General features: G+C 71.3%; 13 protein-coding genes. All 13 read left to right on the top strand.

The features are described 5' to 3' along the window. On the top strand, positions 1-275 hold a 275-nt coding region (locus tag M8I34_RS36360), incomplete at its 5' end, for a VOC family protein (protein ID WP_250056493.1). 173 nt (positions 276-448) lie between these two features. After that, entirely contained in the window at positions 449-2,473 is a 2,025-nt protein-coding gene (locus M8I34_RS36365) for a glycoside hydrolase (RefSeq protein WP_250057105.1), read from the top strand. A gap of 155 nt (positions 2,474-2,628) precedes the next feature. After that, positions 2,629-5,286 carry a nitrite reductase large subunit NirB gene (gene nirB / locus M8I34_RS36370; protein ID WP_250057107.1) on the top strand — a complete coding sequence of 886 codons (2,658 nt, stop codon included), beginning with the start codon at positions 2,629-2,631 and terminating at the stop codon, positions 5,284-5,286. Further along, positions 5,283-5,678 (top strand): nitrite reductase small subunit NirD, encoded by a 396-nt coding sequence (gene nirD / locus M8I34_RS36375; RefSeq protein WP_250057109.1) that lies wholly within the window; start codon positions 5,283-5,285, stop codon positions 5,676-5,678. Before nirB ends, nirD begins: the two co-directional genes overlap by 4 nt. 191 nt (positions 5,679-5,869) lie before the next feature. Then, positions 5,870-6,391, top strand: coding sequence for an SRPBCC family protein (locus M8I34_RS36380; protein ID WP_250057111.1), 522 nt, complete (start codon positions 5,870-5,872; stop codon positions 6,389-6,391). A gap of 209 nt (positions 6,392-6,600) precedes the next feature. Continuing rightward, positions 6,601-6,906 carry a metalloregulator ArsR/SmtB family transcription factor gene (locus M8I34_RS36385; RefSeq protein ID WP_250057155.1) on the top strand — a complete coding sequence of 102 codons (306 nt, stop codon included), beginning with the start codon at positions 6,601-6,603 and terminating at the stop codon, positions 6,904-6,906. 159 nt (positions 6,907-7,065) lie between these two features. Then, on the top strand, positions 7,066-8,010 hold the full coding sequence (locus M8I34_RS36390; protein WP_250057113.1) for an oxidoreductase: 945 nt from the start codon (positions 7,066-7,068) through the stop codon (positions 8,008-8,010). A 538-nt stretch (positions 8,011-8,548) separates the two neighbouring features. Next, a complete protein-coding gene (locus M8I34_RS36395; RefSeq protein WP_250057115.1) occupies positions 8,549-10,291 on the top strand; it encodes an APC family permease in 1,743 nt (580 codons plus the stop codon). A gap of 36 nt (positions 10,292-10,327) precedes the next feature. Next, positions 10,328-11,248 carry a maleylpyruvate isomerase family mycothiol-dependent enzyme gene (locus M8I34_RS36400; RefSeq protein ID WP_308372762.1) on the top strand — a complete coding sequence of 307 codons (921 nt, stop codon included), beginning with the start codon at positions 10,328-10,330 and terminating at the stop codon, positions 11,246-11,248. A gap of 208 nt (positions 11,249-11,456) precedes the next feature. Further along, positions 11,457-11,825: a hypothetical protein gene (locus M8I34_RS36405; protein ID WP_250057117.1), complete on the top strand. Its 369-nt coding sequence runs from the start codon at positions 11,457-11,459 to the stop codon at positions 11,823-11,825. A gap of 137 nt (positions 11,826-11,962) precedes the next feature. After that, positions 11,963-12,463, top strand: coding sequence for a hypothetical protein (locus M8I34_RS36410; protein ID WP_250057119.1), 501 nt, complete (start codon positions 11,963-11,965; stop codon positions 12,461-12,463). Positions 12,464-12,572: 109 nt separating this feature from the next. Continuing rightward, a complete protein-coding gene (locus tag M8I34_RS36415) occupies positions 12,573-19,454 on the top strand; it encodes a toxin glutamine deamidase domain-containing protein (RefSeq protein ID WP_250057159.1) in 6,882 nt (2,293 codons plus the stop codon). Between the two features lie 94 nt (positions 19,455-19,548). Continuing rightward, the gene (locus M8I34_RS36420; protein ID WP_250057121.1) at positions 19,549-21,753 is read left to right on the top strand and encodes an SUKH-4 family immunity protein; all 2,205 of its coding nucleotides are present in this window, start codon (positions 19,549-19,551) and stop codon (positions 21,751-21,753) included. The last annotated feature ends 12 nt before the right edge of the window (positions 21,754-21,765 follow it).

Here is a 21,765-nt window from a genome sequence, read left to right on the forward strand (position 1 = left end):
CCGTCTTCTCCACTGACCACTTTGTCCTGCTCGGCCAGGAGGGCGCGGCGGGACTGGGATTCAACCGGCTGTCCGACTACCGCCGTCCCACCTGGCCGGACCCTTCCCAGGAAAAGCAGGCCCATATCGAACTGGGCGTCGATGACTTGGATGCCGCCCAAGCCCGGCTGCTCGCCCTGGGGGCCGTCAAGCCCGAATTCCAGCCGGACCCCGACCGGTGGCGGGTCCTGCTGGATCCCGCAGGCCACCCGTTCTGCATCTCCACCTTGGTCTGAGCACGAGCCGCAAACCAATGACGGCGATATGACCGCAGCCGGACCAAGTCCCCGGAGCCTGCTGCGTATACCGCCTCTGCGGCCCGGCGCGGGGCTCCGCATCTCCTCCCGCCGACTCGCCGCATGAGGCGACTTCTTAGAACCCTCTTAAAAGCCGGGACTATCCAGTCCTCATGACATCCGACGTTTCCAAGTCCCCTCGGGACACCGGCCGTGGCCGGACCGCCACCCGTGTGCTCGCCGCCTCACTCGCGCTGACCGCGACAACTTTCGGGGTGGCCGGATGTGACAGTGCCGACGCCGGAACGCTGGAGGGCAGTCGGCTCGAACTGCCCGTGGCCGGAGGCACGGTCGTCGTCGACACCGCCTCGCTGGCCGTGAGCGCACACACCGACGACGGGCGGCAGATGGTGCTGTCCGCGGCGGCCGACGGCGGGCTGGGGGCGCCGGGGCCGGTGACCCGTACGGCCGACGGGGCGAGCTGGAGCTACCCCGCCAAGGGGCTGGAGGTCACGGCGAGTTCGGAGCGCGGGCGGCTGCGGATCACGATGCGGGCGGACCGCGACGGGTCGGTCAACTGGCCGGTGACCGGTACCGACCGGGCCGCCTCCGCTCTGCAACTGCCGCGCGGTGAGGGCCTGGACATCCCCGTACGGGACGGGTTCTGGAACCGCGCCTCCGAGAAGGGCGGTCTGGCGGGCGGCAGTGTGGATGTGGGCGGGGAGCTGGCCCTTCCCCTGTGGGGCTACTCCATGGGCCGCGGTACGGGCGGCTCCGGCGGCGGGGCAGGCGTCAGCTATCTCACCCCCACCGACATCGGCACCTCGCTGCGCTTCGCCTCCACCGGAGGCCGGCTGCGGGCCACGGCCGCGCATGCCTTCGACGCCGGGGAGGGAACCCGCGACTACGACGTCTCCTTCTCCCTCACCGACGGGAACCCGGTGGCCCCCGCCGCCGACTACCGCTCCTACCTCGCCCAGCACGGCCGGCTCGGCAGTCTGCGCAAGAAGATCCGGAAGCACCCGGCCAACGGCAAGCTGCTCGGCGCCTTCCACGCCTATGTGTGGGGCGATGCCCGTACCGCCTCCGGGGTCGACAAGCTGAAGCAGCTGGGCGTGGACCGGATGTGGCTCGGTTACGACTCCGGCCCCGACCCGATGAACGCACAGGCGGTGCGGGCCGCCAAGAAGGCGGGCTATCTCGTCGGGCCGTACGACACCTTCGCCAATGGCCAGGAACCCAAGAGCGCCGACAGCCCCACCTCCGTCTGGCCGGGCCGGGTCTATCCCGACTTCTGTGTCCGCAAGGCCGACGGCACCCCGGAGACGGGCTTCGGCAACCGCGGCTGCTATCTCAGCTCGCGCGCCTTCGAGAAGGCCGAGCCCACCAAGCACTACCTCGCCGACCGCACCCGCACGATGGTCGCCAACGGCGCGGACAGCTACTTCCTCGATGTGGATGCCACCGGCGAGCTGTTCCGCGACCACGGCAAGGGCCATCAGATGACCAAGGCGGGCGACCGCGCGATGCGGCTCGCCCGGATGCAGCGGCTGGCTAAGAACCTCGTCCTCGGCTCGGAGTCCTCCCAGGCCTGGGCCAACAAGGTGCTGGCCTTCGACCACGGCTCGGGCACCCCGGTGGCCAACGGCCTGTGGCGGCTGGAGCGCGACAGGAAGACGTGGGGCACCTACTTCCCGGAGAAGGCCCCGGGGGTCTTCTTCAAGCCGGTGCAGCTGCCCGCCGATCTGGCCACCGCCATGTACGACCCGAAGTACCGCGTCCCGCTCTACGAGACCGCCCTGCACAGCTCGCTGGTCAACACCGAGCGCTGGGAGCTGTCGTACGAGAAGCTGCCGGCGCAGAAGACCACCCGGGCGCTGCTCGCGATGCTCTACAACACTCCGCTGAACTATGTTCTCGACGGGCCGACGATCGACAGGAACGGGCCCGAGCTGGCCGCGCTCCAGAAGTACTTCTCGCCGCTGCACCGTGCCGCGGGTACCGAGAAGATGACCTCGTTCCGGTGGCTGACCGGCGACCGTACGGTCCAGCGCACGGTCTTCGGCAGCGGCAAGCTGACCGTGACCGCCAACTTCGGCAGCAAGGCGCAGGGCGGGCTGCCGGGCGGCTGTGTCGACGCCAAGCTGTCCGGCGACCAGCAGCCGCGGCGGCTGTGCCCGGCGCAGCTGAACGGCTGACCGGCTGGTCTGCCGGGGCGGGCCGGGCCGCCGAGGCGGGGCCCTCACACGGCGGCCCCCCTCACACGGCGGCCCACCCGCCACTGAGGGCAGCGTTCCGCACGGGAAACAGAGCAGATGCGGGCGGGTAACAGCCGGACCGCAGGCTGACGGGCATGACCTCGATGCCGCCGCACCCCGATGCCACGCCGGACGCCGCCCCCGGCACCCCCACCCTCGTCCTCATCGGCCACGGCATGGTCGGCCAGCGCTTCCTGGAGGAGCTGGCCGACCGCGGTGTCACCGGGCGGGCGCGGGTTGTGGTGCTGTGCGAGGAGCCCCGCCCGGCCTACGACCGCGTCCAGCTGACGTCGTACTTCGCCGGCCGCACCCCGGACGACCTGAGTCTCGTCGATCCGGACTTCATGGCCCGGCACGGCATCGAACTGCACCTCGGCGACCCGGCCACGGCCGTCGACCGCACCACCCGCACGGTCACCGCCCGCTCCGGCCTGACCGTCCGCTACGACGCCCTGGTGCTGGCCACCGGCTCGTACCCGTTCGTGCCGCCGGTGCCCGGCAAGGACAGCGCGGGCTGCTTCGTCTACCGCACCATCGAGGACCTGCTCGCCATCGAGGAGTACGCGAAGAACGCCCGCACCGGTGTGGTGGTCGGCGGCGGACTGCTCGGTCTGGAGGCGGCCGGTGCGCTCAAGGGGCTCGGACTGCGCACCCACATCGTGGAGTTCAGCCCGCGGCTGATGGCCCTCCAGGTCGACGAGGGCGGCGGCCAAGCGCTGCGCCGTACCGTCGAGGGGATGGGCCTGGAGGTGCACACGGGCGTCGGCGGCAAGGAGATCGTCGCGGACGGGGCCGGTGCGGTGACCGCCATGGGCCTGTCCGACGACTCCCGTATCGAGACCGACCTGGTCGTCTTCTCCGCCGGTGTCCGCCCGCGTGACCAGCTCGCCCGGGACTGCGGGCTGCCGGTCGGCGAGCGGGGCGGCATCGTCGTCGACGAGCAGTGCCGCACCGATGACCCGGCCGTGTACGCGATCGGCGAGTGCGCGCTGGCCGCGGACGGCCGGGTCTACGGGCTGGTCGCGCCGGGCTACGACATGGCCCGGGTGGCGGCCGGCACCCTCGACGGGCAGCTCGGCGGCGACACCGGAGCGCCCACCGGCTTCACCGGCGCCGACCTGTCCACCAAGCTGAAGCTGCTCGGCGTGGACGTCGCCTCCTTCGGGGACGCACACGGCACCGCCGACGGCGCTCTGGACGTGGTCTACTCCGACTCCCGCAGCGGCGTCTACAAGAAGCTGGTGATCGGCGCCTCGGGCGAGCTGCTGGGCGGCGTGCTGGTCGGCGACGCCGAGGCGTACGGCATGCTGCGCCCACTGACCGGCACCGTTCCCCCGCTGGCGCCCGAGCAGCTGGTGCTGCCCGCCGGGGTCACGGGCGAGGGCGGCGGCGCGCTCGGCCCGTCCGCGCTGCCGGACAGCGCGGTGCTGTGCAACTGCCACAACGTGACCAAGGGGACGGTCCGGGCCGCGGTCACCGAGCACTCCTGCGGCACCCTCCCCGAGATCAAGAAGTGCACCAAGGCCGGGACCGGCTGCGGAAGTTGCGTCAAATCGCTGACCGCCGTGATGAACGACGAGCTGGCGGCGTCCGGCGCCGTCGTCGACACCGGTCTGTGCGGCTGCTTCCCGCACACCCGCGCCGAGCTCTACGAGATTGTCCGTACGCTGCGGCTGACGACCTTCGCCGCGCTGCTGGACTCGCACGGCCGCCCGGAGGCCCGCAACGGCGACGGCTGCGAGGTCTGCAAGCCCACGGTCGGCTCGATCATCGCCTCCCTCGCGCCCTCCGTCGGCGCCGGCGGCTATGTCCTGGACGGTGAGCAGGCCGCCCTCCAGGACACCAACGACCACTTCCTCGCCAACCTCCAGCGCAACGGCTCGTACTCGATCGTGCCGCGCATCCCCGGCGGGGAGATCACCCCGGAGAAGCTGATCGTGATCGGCGAGGTGGCCCGCGACTTCGGCCTCTACACCAAGATCACCGGCGGCCAGCGGATCGATCTCTTCGGCGCCCGGGTCGACCAACTGCCGGAAGTGTGGGGCAGGTTGGTGGCGGCCGGCTTCGAGTCCGGCCATGCGTACGGCAAGGCGCTGCGCACCGTGAAGTCGTGCGTCGGCCAGACCTGGTGTCGCTATGGCGTCCAGGACTCGGTCCGTATGGCCATCGAACTGGAGCTGCGCTACCGGGGCCTGCGCTCCCCGCACAAGCTGAAGTCCGCGGTCTCCGGGTGCGCGCGGGAGTGCGCCGAGGCCCGCGGCAAGGACTTCGGCATCATCGCCACCTCCAACGGCTGGAACCTGTACGTGGGCGGAAACGGCGGCGCCGATCCGCGCCACGCCGACCTGCTCGCCCAGGACTTGAGCGACGCCGAGCTGATCCGCCTGATCGACCGCTTCCTGATGTTCTACATCCGCACCGCCGACCGGCTGGAGCGCACCTCCGCCTGGCTGGAGCGGATCGAGGGCGGCCTCGACCACGTGCGGGACGTCGTCGTCCATGACTCCCTGGGGCTGTGCGACGAGCTGGAGGCCCTGATGGCCGCCCATGTCACCCACTACCGCGACGAGTGGGCCGAGACCCTCGCCGATCCCGAACGGCTGGCCCGCTTCGTCTCGTTCGTCAACGCGCCCGACGCGCCGGACCCGTCCGTGCGCTTCGTACCGGAGCGCGACCAGGTCAAGCCGGATCTCACACTGCTGGCCGGGCCGACACTGCCCGTTCGCACACTCGAAGGGACCTCTGTCCGATGACCACTGCCACCGCACCGCTCGCCCTCCCCGAGGACGTCGCCACGGCCGCCACGGTCGAGATCCGCTGCCCCCAGCAGGGCTGGGTCGCCGTCTGCACACTGGACGACCTCACCCCGGGGCGCGGGGTCGCCGCCCTCCTCCCGGACGGCACCCAGGCCGCCCTTTTCGTCGACCGCGCCGGCCAGGCGTACGCCATCGCCAACCGCGACCCGTTCACCGGCGCCCAGGTCCTCTCCCGGGGCCTGACCGGCTCGGCCGACGGCCGTACGTTCGTGGCATCACCGCTGCTCAAGCAGCGTTTCGACCTGTCGTCGGGGGACTGCCTGGACGATCCGTCGGTCTCGGTGACGACCTATGGCGTGCGGACTACGGGCGGGGGGCGGGGCTGCTGATCCGTCGCTGGGGGGGCCGCCGGGCGGCGGCTGGGCGGCTGCTGATCCGTCGCTTGGCGGCTGCTGCCGACTGCCGCGCCTGAGCTTGAGGTGCAACCCATTGGTTGCACCTGCCCTCCTTACGTGCAACCATGAGGTAGCACGTAAGGCATGGGCATCAGCCGGATCAGGATCGGCAGGAGGATCACCTCATGAGCACTGACAGCAAGAGCAATCAGGGCAACGGCAGCGGCAGCGGCAGCGGCAAGGGTGCGGGCGACACCGAGGACCGCATCGAACGGGAGATCAGCATCGCCGCGCCCGTGGAGCGGGTCTGGGCCGTGCTCACCGAGCCGGAGCACGTCGGCTCGTGGTTCGGCCAGGGCGAGCCGACGCCGGTCGACCTGCGGCCGGGCGGCATCATGGAGCTCGACCACGGCGAGTACGGCCAGTTCCCGACCAAGATCGTGAAGGTGGACCCGCCGCACCACTTCTCGTACCGCTGGGCCAGCGCGTACCCCGGCGACGTGGCGGTCGAGGGCAACTCCACCCTCGTCGAATTCACCCTCACCCCGGAGGGCGACGGCACCCGTCTGCGCGTCGTGGAGAGCGGATTCACCGGTCTCGTCATCCCCGAGGAGCGGAGGAAGACCGCCGGGTACGAGAGCCACTCCGAAGGCTGGTCCGGCCAGGTGGAGAACATCCGGCGGTACGCGGAGCAGCTCGCGGCATGACGATGATGGTCGGAGGAGCGGATGCGGGCGGGGGCACGGGCCGCCCGCGCGAGGGCGGGGACGGGGACACGTACGGGAACGCTGGTCCGGGCTCGGGCGCGGGCGCGAATGCCGGTCCGGGCTCGGGCGCGGACGCGAATGCCGGTCCGGGCTCGGGCGCGGACGCCGGTGCACGCTCGGACGCCGGTCCGGGCTCGGACGCGGACGCCGTGGCGGAGGTGTTCTCCGCGCTGGCCGACCCGACCCGTCGCCGGATACTCGACGCCCTCGCCGCACACGGCGAGGCGACCGCCACGGTCCTGGCGGCCGAACTTCCGGTCAGCCGCCAGGCCATCGTCAAACACCTGGGGGTCCTCGACCGTGCCGGGCTGGTCGCCGGCCACCGGGAGGGCCGGGAGGCGCGCTACCGGGTCATACCGGAGCGGCTCGGGGGCACCGCCCGGTGGATGGACCGGGTGGCCGCCGCGTGGGACACCCGCCTCTCGGCGATCAAGCGCCTCGCCGAGGGCGAGTGACCCCGCGTCCGAGGGACGCTCACCGGGCGAGCCGCTCCGGCCGCCCGCCCACCGCCCGTACCGTCCTCTCCGGCTCTCCGGCCTCAGCGGCCCTCCGGCCCTCCGGCCCCGGCTGCCCCATCCACGTACTCTGGTCGCCCCCTACGGAGGAGCACAGGCGTGACCCGGTGGAACACCAGCCACATCCCCGACCAGACCGGCCGCTCGGCAGTCGTCACAGGCGCCAACAGCGGTCTCGGCTACGCCACCGCACGCGAACTGGCCCGCCATGGCGCCCGCGTGCTGCTGGCCTGCCGCGATGAGGCACGGGGCCGCGCCGCCCTGGACCGGCTGCGGTCCGAAGTCCCCACGGCGGAGGCCGAGTTCCGGCGGCTCGACCTGGCCGATCTGTCCTCCGTACGGGACTTCGCCGCCACCCTCGACGATTTCGACGGCGACCGCCTCGACCTGCTCATCAACAACGCGGGCGTGATGGCGCTGCCGTACCGCACCACCGCCGACGGCTTCGAGATGCAGTTCGGCACCAACCACCTCGGCCACTTCGCGCTGACCGGGCTGCTGCTGCCCAAGCTCCTCGCCACGCCCGGCGCCCGGGTCGTCACCGTCTCCAGCATGCTGCACGCCCTCGCCGACCTCGATCACACCGATCTCAACAGCGCGCGGTCCTACCGCCGCTGGGTCGCGTACAGCCGCTCCAAGAGCGCCAATCTGCTCTTCGTCCACGAGCTGACCCGGCGGCTGGCCGCGGCCGGCTCACAGGTCGTCGCGGCCGCCGCACACCCCGGATACGCCTCCACCAATCTGATGACCGCGGGCGTCCGGATGGAGGGCCGCACCTCCACCGAGCGGATCATCGACCTCGGCACCCGCCTCATCGCCCAGTCCCCGGACGGCGGCGCCCTGGGCACCCTCTGCGCGGCCACCGCCCCGCACATGCGGCCGGACTCGTTCATCGGCCCGCGCAACGGCCTGCGCGGCGCCCCCGTCCAGTCCTTCCGCGCCCCCTGGACCAAGAAGGACGCCAACGGCGAGCGCCTGTGGGCGGCCTCGGAAGAGCTCACCGGCATCCGCTACGACTTCTCACGGCCGGCATCGGCGCTCTGACCTGCATCGGGAAGGGGAGTTGGCCGCTCCCTGCGTCAAAAACCCGTGAAGAATCCACCGCCGCCCGCCAAGGGGCCGCCAAGGCCCGCTGACGGCGGCCGTCGTGCCCGCACGCTGAGCTGGTCCAGCACGGTGTCGCACGGAGGTACGACGACAGATGTCGAGGGTTTCCCGGCCCGACGGCCGGATCGATGGCCGGACCGACGGCCGGACCGAGGACCTGCCCGACGACCGGCCCGAGGAACCGCCGGATACCGCTGGCGGGTCAGGCCATGGGGCGGGCCACGGGTCGAGGCAGGGGCCGCACCACGGCTCGGGCCACGGGCGGCCGGGCCACGGGTCGGGGCAGGATCCGGCCCACGGCTCGGGAGACACCACCGCCCCCGGCACCGCCCACGACTCCGCCGGGGCCACCGCATCCACATCTGCTTCCACTTCCGCATCCGCATCCGCTGCCGCATCCACACCCGCTGCCGCATCCGACGCCCGCCACCGCCTCACCGCCCTCCAGGGCCTGGCCGCCCTCTCGCTAGACGCCATGGCGTCCGTCGCCTACGGCCCCGAGTCGATCGTGCTGGTCCTGGCAGCGGCAGGCGGCTACGGCCTCGGCTTCACCCTCCCCGTCACGCTCGCCATCGCCGCGCTGCTGGCCGTCCTGGTCGCCTCGTACCGCCAGGTGATCGCCGCCTACCCCGACGGCGGCGGCTCGTACGCGGTGGCCAGGACCCACCTGGGCCGCCGCACGTCCCTGGTCGCCGCCGCCTCCCTCCTCCTCGACTACGTGCTCAATGTCGCGGTCTCCGTGACGGCCGGCGTAGCGGCCCTGACCTCGGCGTTCCCGGCGCTCTACGACGACCGGACGGGGATCTGCCTGGCGGTGCTGCTGCTCATCACCGGTATCAACCTGCGCGGCATCGTCGACTCGGCCAAGGCCTTCCTCCTCCCCACCGCCGTCTTCATCGGCGCCGTCCTGACGATGATCGTCGCCGGCCTCCTCCGTGACGCACCCGTCTCCACCGTCACCGCCGACGGGCACACCTCCGTGCTGGCCCCGCACGCCACCACGGTCGGCGCCCTGCTCCTGCTCAAGGCGTTCGCGTCCGGCTGCTCGGCGCTGACGGGTGTCGAGGCGGTCGCCAACGCGGTGCCGTCCTTCCGGGCGCCGGCGGTCAGGCGCGCCCAGCGCACCGAGGTCGCGCTCGGCGCCCTGCTCGGCGTGATGCTGATCGGCCTGTCCGTACTGATCGGCCGCTTCCACCTCCAGCCGGTCGAGGGCGTCACCGTCCTCGCCCAGCTCGCGGACGCCTCCCTCGGCCACCACGCGGCCTTCTACGTCGTCCAGTTCGCCACCATGGTGCTGCTGGCCCTCGCCGCCAACACCTCCTTCGGCGGCCTGCCCGTCTTGATGGGCCTGCTCGCCCGCGACAACTACCTGCCACACGTCTTCGGCCTCAAGGCGGACCGCCAGGTCCACCGCCACGGCGTGCTGGCCCTCGCCGCCGTCGCCGCAGTCCTCCTGGTCTTCTCCGGCGGCGACGTCAACACCCTCGTCCCGCTGTTCGCCATCGGTGTCTTCGTCGGCTTCACCCTCTGCCAGATCGGCATGGTCCGGCACTGGCGCCTCGACCGGTCCCCCGGGTGGCGCGGCAAGGCTCTGCTGAACGGCTGCGGGGCGCTGCTCACCGGCGTCTCGGCGGTCGTCGTCACCGCCACCAAATTCACCGAGGGCGCCTGGCTCATCGTGCTCGCCCTGCCGCTGCTGGTCCTCCTCTTCGAAGCCGTGCACCGCGCCTACACCCGTATCGGCGAGCGCCTCGGCCTGGGCCGCGTCCCCGAACCTCCGCACCGCACCCGTTCCCTGGTCATCGTCCCCGTATCGCACCTCTCCCTCCTGACCTACGAGGCCCTGAACGCGGCGGTCTCCCTGGGCGACGAGGTGGTGGCCGTCACCGTCACCCACGGTGCCCCCGAGGACCGCCCGGCCGCCGAGGCCCTGCGCCGCGACTGGGAGTTGTGGAACCCCGGCGTGGAACTCCTCGAACTGCCCTCCGCCACCCGCTCCATCGGCCGCCCCGTCGCCGCGTATGTCACCGGCCTCACGACCCGCCGCCCCGGCACCCGCATCACCGTCCTGATCCCGGAGGCCGAACCCGCCCGCCTCTGGCAGCGTCTGCTCCAGAACCAGCGCGGCGCGGTCGTCGCCCACGCGGTCCGCCGGGACACCGACGCGGTCATCTGCCGGCTGCGGTTCCGGCTGGAGACCGACGCCCGCATGTGGTGACGCTTCCTTGTCAGTGGTGCGCTCTACCGTGAGGCCATGAACTCCGGCAAGGATCACGACACGAATTCCGGCGTGGATCGCGACACCAACTCCGGCACAGATCGCGACATGAACTCGGACAGGGACCGCGACACAAACACCGGCACGGATCACGACGCGAACTCCGCCATGGACTACGACGGTCACTGCGCCGAAATCATCCACCAGGCCGACCTGCTGGCGTCCTGCCTCACGGAGCAGGCCACCGACCTGACGACCACCGTCCCCTCCTGCCCCGACTGGAATCTCGCCCAGCTGCTCCGGCATCTGGGCGAGACCCACCGCTGGGTCGAGGACCTCGTACGCACCCGGGCCACCGAGCCCCCGCCCGACACCGCCCTCCGCGTCCTCCCCCGCGATACCGCCCAGAGCCCGGCCGAAGTCGCCGCCTGGCTCACCGAAGGCGCCCGTCTCCTGGCGGACACGCTGCGCTCCTCGGGCCCCGACGCCGAGATCTGGACCCCGCTCCCCTCCGGCTCCCCGCGCTTCTTCGCCCGCCGCATGGCCCACGAGACCGTCATGCACCGGGCCGACGCGACCCTGACCCTCGGCAGGGCCTTCACCATCGACCGGCGGGTCGCCCTCGACACCCTCGACGAATGGATGGAACTCGGCTCCCTCCCCGAGATGTTCGACTACCACCCCGACCGACGCGAGCTGCTCGGCCCCGGCCGCACCCTCCACTTCCATGCCACGGACACCCCACCGGAAGCGGCCGCCGACTGGATCGTGGACCTCACCGGCGACACCCTCGCCTGGCGCCGCGCCCAGGAACCGGCCGCGGTCTCCGTCCGCGCCCCCCTGACCGACCTCTTGCTCCTCATCTACGGCCGCGTCCCCGCCGACAACGACACCTTCGAGATCACCGGCGACGCGGAACTGCTGGAGTTCTGGCTGGCACGGGTGCTGTTCGGATGAGCACCGGCGGAGGGGCGCGGCGGCATTACATATGGGCACAGGGGCTGACGGGCTGGGCTCGGGGGCTGGGCTCGGGGGCTGGGCTCAGGGGCTGGGCTCGGGGGCTGCGGGTGGTCGCATCCCCGCCCCGGAGGTGAACCAATCCGGCCATCACGGCGTGAGTTAGGTTGACCACCATCCACAGGACCAGCATCAAGGAGACAGCGTCATGACCGATTCCGACCGGCCGGCCGGCACTCCCGGTCTGCCTCCTACGCCACCCCCGTACCGCCCACAGCTCGGACCGGACCCCCTGCCGACGAACGAGGCCGAGGCGCTGGTGATCGGCCGACAGCACTTCCCCGAGGTCGGCTCACCCGGCGGGCCGTCCGAGCTGTACGTCCACGAATTCGACATCGGCTACCTGATCCACGCGGGCTGGCCGGCCCCCGAAGACCCCACCGCCCGCCCCTCGGAGCCCGGGGGAACCAATGTCGTCATCTCCAAGATCGACGGCGAGGTGTCCTTCCTGCCCAACTTCCCCCCGGAGTCGGCCGTGGAGCTCTATCACAGCGCCCGCAACCGGAGGACCTCCTGAGGCATCCGGGCCCTGAAAGTCTCCCGCCACAGGGAGCGCCGACGTCCCGCTGATAGACCTGGTGGGCTGTCAACACCGGAAGCTAAGCTTTGGCTTGAATATGGCATTGGGTGACCGTTACCAACACGGGGGACGTTGTGGCAGGCGCTGGTGGGTTCCAGACCGATGTGGAGGGCCTCAAGGCGGAGGGCACCAACTTCGTCAAGCTCGGCGAGGACTTCTATTCGTCGGTGGCACGGCTGATGGACGGCCTGCATGCGCAGGGGGCGGGTCCGCCCAGCAATGGTCAGGAAAAGGCGCCGCCGGACAAGTCGTTCGGCCAGCAGTTCATGAGCGGTCTGACGACGTTCGACAGCAAGGACGGCGCTCCGCCCTGGGGCGATGACGAGATCGGCGAGAAGTTCGGTGTCGCCTATGAGGGCGTGCGGGACGGTATGTACGAGTCGATGGGCCATCTCTCCTCGAAGCTTCAGGAAATCGGCAAGGCACTGACCTCGATGTCCAAGAATCATGCGGAGAACGAGGACTTCAACGACTCGCTGATCAAGCAGCACGTCGAGAACAAGCAGGCGTGGCGGGACCCGACGGCCGAGGACGACGCCGTCGTCCGCACCTCGTGGAGACCCGCGCAGCACTGAGTTCACCTGCCGGTTCCGAAATTTGTGACGCGTCGGCCTTTCCGCGCGCCCCGCGTCCGTAACACGTCTGAATGCGCGTTTTTCACGGGGGAGTTCCATCTTGTCTGTCATGCTGCCGGATCCTCTTGAGTGGGTCCTCGACATGCTCGGCTTCAACTGGCCGCACGCAGACGAAGACAAGCTGATCGCATGTGCCCAGGTCTGGCGCAATTTCGCGGCGGAGATCGAAGGCCATCAGGCCCGCGGCAACACCTATGCGAGCAATGTGCTCGGTGAGAACTCCGGCGACTCCATCGAGGGTTTCAGCAAGGCCTGGGAAAAGTTCTCGGGTGGTTCGGGGTATCTGAACGACGCCCGTGAGGCGGCCGAGGTCATCGCCTTCACGCTGGAGGCCGCCGCCGCCCTGGTCATCGGCATGAAGATCGCCGTCATTGTCCAGTTGGCGATCCTGGCCGCCGAGATCATCGCCGCGCAGGCGGCGGCCCCGTTCACCCTCGGACTGTCCGAAATCGGTGGCGCGGCCGCCACGCTGGCCACCCGTGAGATGGTCCGCAAGATCCTCAAGGAGGTCGCCAAGCAGCTGCTCGAGGCGATCGTTGAGGCGGCCAAGGAACCGGTGATCTCCGCGCTGGAAGCGATGGTCTCCGACCTCATCGCCCAGACCGTCAACCAGAACTTCGGCGCCCAGAAGGGCTACGACCTGGGCCGGACCGCTAAGGAGGGCTACGCCGCCGGCAAGGACGCCGTGAAGAACACCGGCGAGAGCCTCGGCGAAAGCCTCCGCGACGGCGCCGGCGGCCGCGCCGGACGCCGCGCCCGCCATGGCCTGGACTCCGCGGCGGGGCACGGAAGCGACGACGGCGGCTCCGGAGACGGCGGCGACGGCGGCGACGGCGACGGCGACAACGGCGACGGTTCGGGGAGCAGGTCCGGCAGTGGTTCGGGCAGCGGATCCGGCAGCAGCTCCGATGGGGGCGGCTCGGGTACCGGGTCGGGATCCGGTAATGGGTCGGGCTCCGACGGCGGTTCCGGAACCAGCTCGGGCAGTGGCTCGGGCAGCGGCTCCGACGGCGGCTCAGGGAGCACGTCCGGCAGCGGCTCCGACGGCGGCTCTGCCGGCACCTCCAACGACTCCAGCGGCAGTAACAGCGGCAACCGCGGCGGCTCGGACGGCGGCGGCTCCACCACCCACAGCCCCCGCGCCTCGGACAACGCGGGCGCGGCGGGCGGACCGGACAGCGGCGGTGCCGGCAACAACCCGTCCTCCTCCGACACCCCCTCCAACGGCTCGGCCCCTGCACGCAACACCCCCGAAGCCCAGCCCCTGCCGCCCCCGGAGCAGCGCTCCCCCTTCGACGAGGGCTTCCAAGGCGGCAACGACAGCCCGTACGGGTCATCCCCCACCCCCGACTCCGCACACTCCCCGGACGGCGGCCCCACCCCCGACGCGGGCCCCACCCCCGATTCCGGGCACACCCCCGACGCGGGCTCCGCCCCGGACACCTCCCGCCCGGACTCGGACACGCCGAGCACCCAGCCCGCGCCGGACAACACCCCCGACTCGGCCCGCCCCGACCCCGACTCGGTCACCACCCAGCCCGCGCCGGACAACACCCCTGACTCGGCCCGCCCGGACCCTGACTCGGTCACCACCCAGCCCGCGCCCGACAACACCCCTGACTCGGCCCGCCCGGACCCTGACTCGGTCACCACCCAGCCCGCGCCGGACAACACCCCTGACTCGGCCCGCCCGGACCCTGACTCGGTCACCACCCGGCCCGCGCCCGACAACACGCCGGATGCCGTCCGGCCAGACGGCATCAGCACCCAACCGGCGCCGGACCACACCCCCGACGCCGCGCGACCGGACGCGGACACGGTCAGCACCCAGCCGGCCCACGACAACACCCCCGAAGGGGCCCGTCCCACACCCGCCCCGGACCCCATCAGCACCCAGCCCGCACCGGACCACTCCCCCCAGCAGGCCGGGCCTTCGCACCCGGACGCGCCCCAGGGGGCCGGGCCTTCACACCCCGACACCTCCCAGCCGTCTCCGGCTCCCTCGCCGACGCCCGACCCCGTAGCCGGCAACCCGCCCTCCTACAGCGACAACTCCCACGGCTCCGACGGCACCCCCGACGGAACCGGCAACAGCAACGGCAACGGCACGGGCAACGGCACCCCCAACGGGGACAACTCGGCCACCGGCGGCGGCCGCGCCTCGATGCCGCATGCCGGCCTCCCACCCCAGGGCGCCCCCGTACAGCACACCCCGTCGTCCGGCCAGCCCATCCAGCAGCGCGACCCGGCACCCGGCGATCCCATGCCCACCGTGGACGACGCCGACGACACCACCGTCACCACCCAGTCCGCGGGCAGCGCAACCCTCCCCCCGCCCACCCAGCACGCCCCCGACACCGGCAGCGCACCCTCCACCCCCACCCCGCAACAGGCCCAGCCCAACAGCCCCCAGGCGGCCGGCCCGATGATGACGGGCGCCATCCCACCCCAGGGCGGCCCCGGCACCGCCACACCCCGCGGCGGCACCCCGCCCACCGGAAACGGCGCCCCTGCCGCACGCCCCACCAACCGGCGCCCCGACGGCTCCCAGGCCATCCGCGACGTCACCCAGCAGCCCACACCGGACCGCCCCGCTTACAACCCCCGGCTGGACGGCCCCCGCCGCGACACCCCCACCACACCCCCCGGCAACAACCGCCGCCCCGACGGCTCCCAGATCGTCCACGACCACACCCAACAGCCAAGCCCCGAGCGCCCCCCGCACAACCCACGCCTCGACGGCCCCGCACCCCACAACGACTCCCGGCCCGAGAACGCCGACAACACCCGGCCGGACTCTCCCCGCCAGGCTCCACAGGCCCCCGCGAACCCGAGCGGCGACTCAACACGCCCCGACGCGAACCGAGCCGACAGGAGCCGTCCCGACAGCGGCCGCCCCGACGCGACGCATCCCGACTCCGCACGCCCGGACACGGCCGCCCCGGACACCACACACGCCAACGCCACCAGCCCGGACGGGTCGCGCCCCGACGCAACGCGTCCCGATTCGTCCCGTTCGGACACCGCCCAGCAGCCTGCCGTCACGCGCTCGGACCGGCCCCAGGCTGACGGAACCAACCAGCCCCCGTCGCGCTCGGGGGCCCAGACCCCCGGCGCACCAAACCCGAACCTCCCGCACCCGCAGCAGCAGCCGTACGCACAACAACAGCCATACGCACAGCAGCACCCACAGAACAACCAGCAGCCACAGCAGACGCAGCCCACCCTGCAAAGCACCACGCCCCCTCAGCAGCAGAACCCGCAGCAGCAAGCGCCTCAGCAGCAACAGCCCCAACACCACCAGCAGCAGCCCGTTCAGCAGCAACCGGCTCCGCACCACCAGCCTGCGCCGCACCACCAGACCCAGAACCAGGACCCCAACCAAACCCAGCCCGTCCCGCCGCAGCAACAGCAGGCACCTGTCCCGCAGCCGCCGAACCTGCAAAGTCACACCGGTGTACGCATCGGCCTCAATGTGCAGCCGAACGGTCTGTATTCGCCGTTCCCGCACGACCAGCAGGCGCTGGAGGCGAGCTTCCCGCGGAACCCGGACGGCACTCCGCGGGCCTTCAACGACCCGTTCCAGCCCTGGGCCCAGCTCCAGAACGACGGCGGCCACACCGTCCTCGGCCGGTCCAACAACTGCGCCGACTGCACCCGCTCCTTCATGGAGTCCTGGTTCGGCAACCCGCAGGTGTCCGCACCCCGCACCTACGACCCGGACGGCCAGGGCGGCATCGACCGCGCATCCGGCGAACGGAACGGCACTGCCAACATCGAGCAGTATGCGGGCACCACGTTCCGGAACTCCGGCCCGAACTCCCAGGACGGTTACGCCCGAATAGCCGACGATCTCCGCGCGGCCGGCCCCGGCGCAGCGGCAGCGGTGCTGGTCACCTGGCCGGACAAGCCCAACGGCGACTCCGGCGGCGCGCACGTCTTCAACGCCGTCAACCACGACGGCAAGGTCATCTGGGTCGACAGCCAGACCGGCAAGGTCAGCGAACAGCCCATCAACACCCAGGCCAAGAACGTCTGGCATCTAGTTCTGGACGCCAACCGCAAGCCGTTCGACCCCGCCACGGCCCAGAACCAGACCCCCCAGCAACAAACCCCGCAAACCCAGCCCCAAAACCAACAGCAACAGCAACAGGCCCAGGCACAGCAGAACCAGCAGCAGGCTCAGGCGCAAGCACAGGCACAACAACAGCAGCCTCACCCCCAGGCACAGACCCCTCAGCACAACCAGGCCCAGCCGCAGCACCAGACCCCCCAACCGCAGCAGCAGCCGGGCCCCCACGCCCAGCCGCAGCCCACCCCGCACCACCAGCAGCCCGGCCCGTACGCACAGCCCCAGCCGCAGCCGCACGCCCAGCAGCCTCACCAGCAGCAGCCCGGCCCATACCAGCAACAGCCTGGCCCGTACGCCCAGCCGCACCAACAGCAGCAGCCGCACGCCCAGCCGCAGCCAAACCCATACGCCCAACAGCAGTCGCAGCAACCCGGCCCGTACCAGCAGCCCCACCAACAGCAGCCCGGCCCGTATGCCCAGCCGCAGCCAGGCCCGTACGCACAGCAGCAGCAAAACCCGTACACCCAGCAGCAATCGCAGCAGCCCGGCCCATACGCACAGCAACAGCCTGGTCCGTACACCCAGCCACAACAGCAGCCAAACCCGTACGCCCAGCCACAGCAGCAAAACCCCTACACACAGCCGCAGCCGGGGCCCTACACCCAGCAGCCCCAGCAGCCCCAGCAGCAGAACCACAACCCCAACCCGTACCAGCAGCCCCAACCTGCTCCGCAACAACAGCCCAACCCGCAGGCACCGCACAACCCGCAGGCACCGCACAATCCGCAACGTCCTGCTGCGCCCAACACCTCAGCCGGCGGCTCACCGAAGCCGAACTCCGCGCCCTCCCACAGCCGCACTACGGCGGACGCGGCCAGCACCTCCCCACGCCCCGATGGCTCCGACCACTCCTCCCGTCCCATGGAGAACACGGAAGGCAACGGCACTCCCTCGGCGCCCAGGGCGGATTCCGAGACCACCGACCAGGCCGCACACACCGAACGGCGCGACCAGGACGCCCCGTCGGAGCCCTCGGACCACTCGGATCACCCCTCGGGTCACCCCAAGGACGCGGAGCAAGCGGAGCAGTCCGACCAGCACGCCCCCGCCCCCGCCTCCGAGACCCGCAACCGCGAACGCCCCGGCGGCCTCGACGGCCCCACCGACGAACACCAGCAACACGTCGAGAACTCCATCCCCAGGGACGAGAACGGCGAGCCCCAACGCCACCCCGACCCCGACCACGGCAACTGGCTCACCTCCCTCAACGACCCCGGCCCCGACACCCCCGGCCGCAACAACAACTGCGTCGACGCCGCCCTCGCCGCCGCCGACACCTACTCCGGCAACCCCACCGCCGCCGCCCACCGCACCCCCGACACCCACCCCGACGGCACCCCCTCCGACCGCGGCGAGAACAACGGCCGCGACCGCATCGAAAACACCCTCGGCACCCGCTTCCACGACTACGGCAACGGCAAAGACGCCTTCCACCGCCTCGAAAACGACCTCCGCAACACCGGCCACGGCTCACAAGCCGTCATCGTCACCCAAGACCACAACGGCCGCGCCCACGCCTGGAACGTCGTCAACCACCACGGCAAAATCACCTACCTCGACGCCCAGACCGGCCAACGCAGCAACACCCCCCTCCACGACGGCACCAACGGCGTCCACGCCATCCCCCTCGACCCCAACCGCCACCCCCTCCCCACCAACCCCACCAACAACAACCACGACACCGACGGGGACCGCCGCCCCGCCGCCGAACCAGCAGGCGCCGGGGAGAAGCGCACACACCCGGGCGAAGCCAGGGACATCGAACGCGACGATCAGCGGCACCCGGTCCACGGCGAGCGGCCCGACACCCATCAGGACGGCCTGCCGCCGGACGACGCCCAGGACCGGCTGCGCGCGAACGAACAGACACCGGTGCACCAGATCCAGCACGATGTCCTGGACCAGCAGATGCGGCAGTGGGCCAACGACGGGAGCCTCGCCCGCGTCTTGCAGATCGCGGCCGGGCACGGCCCTGACCCGGACGGGCCGCGACGGCTCAACTCCGATCAACTGGCCCAGCATCTCGCAGGTTTCCACGACCTGAACCGTGGTGAGCGGATGGCGGTGGTCGCCTCGCTCGGCCGCCTCAGCCACACCTTCCACAAGGAGTACGGAGTCCACTCGAACCCGGTGAGCGACGGTAAGGAATCGGTGGGCGCCAGTCTCCACCAGCGCAACGTCGACCGGAATCTCAGTGGGCTGCTCAAGGGCGTGGATCCGCAGGGGCCCCATGCCACCTCGCACGGCCCGGACCTCACCGGACGCAATTTCGCGGTCATCGAAATCGAAGGGCCCAATGGGACCGAGTATGTCGTCGATTCCTCACACCCGAAGGAAGGCGATACGAAAAAGATGCACTCGGAGGAGAACCTGGGCAACTGGCTGAAGGAAGCGAACAAGGTATCCGGCGACAAATACACGCTGTCCGCCCTGTATACGGAACGCGAGCCGTGCGGAAACAAAAAGGGCGCGCTCGGCAAGCACAACTGCTCGGACTACCTCATCAAAATGGCGAAGGAACAGGGGAAGGGACACGATGTCCCGGTCTATTACAGTACGTCGTACCGGACTGACGCGGAGGTCGTCCAGGAGCGGAGCAAAGCCCGCCAGGAACTGATGAAACAGGCCCGCGACGCCCTGGGAGTCAGGAAACTCCCCAGGGAAACGCTGAAGCAGATCGACGAGGCCGTACACCAACGCGTCCCGGATTCACCGGCAATGGTGGCCCAGGAGCGCCAGTTCGAGGACCGGGTGGACCGGGTGCGGAATGTGTGGGCCACGATTGCCACCCAGGTGTAGGCTCGGCGCCGCTCGGAGGCCCCTGGCCGGACGAAGCCGAGAGCTCCGGGGAGGGCCGCCGGCTCAGCGGATCGTCAGCTTCTGAAAGGACATGATGTCGAGCCCCAGCACCTCCTATGAGGACATCCGCGCCGACGACGCCGTCGAACGGATCCTCCAATGGTGGCGCGACGATCACCGCGAGCCGGTCACCGAACTCGTCGGGCCCCCGGAATCGGGCAGAACTCAGGTGCTGCGACGGGTACATGATTCCCTGCCCGCCGGAATATGGGTGGATGCCACCGGGCTCACCGCCGAAGAAGTCCTGCAACGTGTGCTGTCCGCGGCAGGCGTGGAATCCCCGCCGCACTGGCGCGCGGGCTGGCGCGGCGAACTGGGAAAAGCGGGCCTCGGCGACCGGCCGGTGTTTCTCGCCAATGCGCACCGCGCGGGCCGCACCCGCAGATCGGCCCAGCCGGACCGGGTGGTCCGCACCTTGGCGCTCGATCTCGCGGTGACGGCCGGCACCAAGGTCGTCGTGGAGGCCGATCCGCCGGCCGAAGAGCGCTGGCTGCTGAACCTGTTGGCGCTGCGCCTGGTATCCGACGGCCCGCCGGAGCACCGGCCCGTACCCCGTGAGCTACAGGCCCTCGCCCTGGCCGAATTGCCCCGCACCCCGGTGGCCGTATGGCGTGAACTGGCGGACGCACTGGGTGCGCCGTTCCCCGACGCCGCCTCCCCTCTGGAATTCGCCCGGCAGTACCCGGAGTTGCTCACGGTCGACGGCGACGCGGAAGGGAGCCACGGGGGAGGGAACGACGGAGAAGGGAGCCACGGGGAATCGAGCGACGGGGAATGGGTCTCCTTCCAGGACGAATACCTCGCCCGTCGCATCCGCCGCGGCCTCGGCCCGGAGCAATTCCACCGCGCCGGGGACCGGTTGACGGACTGGCTGCCGGGTCACTCCGCGGGGCCGGTCGCGGAGTACGCCGCCCACGCCCTGCCCCTGCATGCGGTGCAGGCCGGCCGGTTCGACGAGATGCAGCACAACGGCGAGCTGGTGGCGCACCTCGACCAGGTGGCGCTGCTCGATGCGGCGTGCTGCCACGCCCCACGCTCCCTCGGCCGGAACACGCCCGCGGGCGACGCGGCCGGTCTGTGGCTGAGCGGGGTCGACTCCCTCCCGCAAGGGACCTGGGCGGCCTGGCTGCACCTGATGAGCACCGTCCGGGGCGACACGGAGTTCGCCGCCGGCATCGAGCGTTCCGGGGTGTCCCTCCCGTGGAAGGTCCGCTGGGCGAACTGGCGCCCGCCGGGCGGCTGGGACCTCTCGTACCTCCGGCCCGGTCCGCTGCTGACCCTCTTCGATGCGACTGCCGGGGTGCCGGCCGCCGGGCGTCGCATCGTGGCCGGTCAGGGTGCCTGGGACCGCCGCGTACGGATCTGGGACGCGCAGACCGGCGAACAGCTCGGCGGCCCCTGGAGCGACGGCGTCCCGCAGCCGGGGCAGGCGGAACCGCTCTGGCCGCGGGACCACGACCCGCAGATCACCCAGCCGTGGGTGCAGCTGACGAACTACGGGGTCGCACCGGACCTGCTGACCGAGACGCTGCGCCTGGACGGCCTGGTGGTGGTCGGCGGCCTGGGCGGCCTGTTCGCCGTCGAGCCCGCGTCCCCGGACCGTTTCGACGGTCTGGGGGACCTCCACGGTGAGCCGTTCCTCGCGGAGTTCGGCCGGGTCGACGGCGGAACGGACTGGGACGCCCCCGACCGCGCGGTCCTGGAGGAGCTGTTCGGGCCCGGCACCGTGCGGCGCCTGGCGGCCGAGGACCTGCCGGCGGGGCTGGCCGACGAAGAGGCCCGCGCGCTGCTGACCGGGACCGGGCTGCCGGCGTTCCGTGGTGCGGAGATGCGCCTGACGGCCCTCGATGAGGAGCCGCTCGCCGAGCTGTCGGCGGACGACGTCTGGGAGTTCACCGAGGAGGAGGACGTTCCCGAGTCGGCCGGCCAGGGGGCGTACTACCGGCTGGGCATCTGGGGCGGCGAGCCGCTCGTCCTCGACGGCGAGGGCGGGGGCGTCTACGTCGTACCCGGCGAGGACGGCCACGGCTACGAACAGCCGCTGGTGGCCGGGAGCCTGCCCGCCTTCGTGGCGATGCTCCAGGGCTATCTGGTCGGGCGCTGTCTGCTCCCCATGGCGTCGAGCCTCGCCGAGCGCAAGCGCATCCGGGACCTCATCGAACTCGATCTGGCGGCGGTCGACGAAGAGGGCGCGGAGTCCGCGGCCTGGACCGACGTGCTGTACGACGACGCCGGCTGACCGCACAGGCGC

Source organism: Streptomyces sp. MCA2, assembly GCF_023544705.1.
Lineage (GTDB): Bacteria > Actinomycetota > Actinomycetes > Streptomycetales > Streptomycetaceae > Streptomyces > Streptomyces decoyicus.

Coding starts and splice junctions, on each gene's coding strand:
- M8I34_RS36365 (WP_250057105.1), top strand. CDS start 449: ATGACATCCGACGTTTCCAAGTCCCCTCGGGACACCGGCCGTGGCCGG.
- nirB (WP_250057107.1), top strand. CDS start 2,629: ATGACCTCGATGCCGCCGCACCCCGATGCCACGCCGGACGCCGCCCCC.
- nirD (WP_250057109.1), top strand. CDS start 5,283: ATGACCACTGCCACCGCACCGCTCGCCCTCCCCGAGGACGTCGCCACG.
- M8I34_RS36380 (WP_250057111.1), top strand. CDS start 5,870: ATGAGCACTGACAGCAAGAGCAATCAGGGCAACGGCAGCGGCAGCGGC.
- M8I34_RS36395 (WP_250057115.1), top strand. CDS start 8,549: ATGGCGTCCGTCGCCTACGGCCCCGAGTCGATCGTGCTGGTCCTGGCA.
- M8I34_RS36400 (WP_308372762.1), top strand. CDS start 10,328: ATGAACTCCGGCAAGGATCACGACACGAATTCCGGCGTGGATCGCGAC.
- M8I34_RS36405 (WP_250057117.1), top strand. CDS start 11,457: ATGACCGATTCCGACCGGCCGGCCGGCACTCCCGGTCTGCCTCCTACG.
- M8I34_RS36415 (WP_250057159.1), top strand. CDS start 12,573: ATGCTGCCGGATCCTCTTGAGTGGGTCCTCGACATGCTCGGCTTCAAC.
- M8I34_RS36420 (WP_250057121.1), top strand. CDS start 19,549: ATGTCGAGCCCCAGCACCTCCTATGAGGACATCCGCGCCGACGACGCC.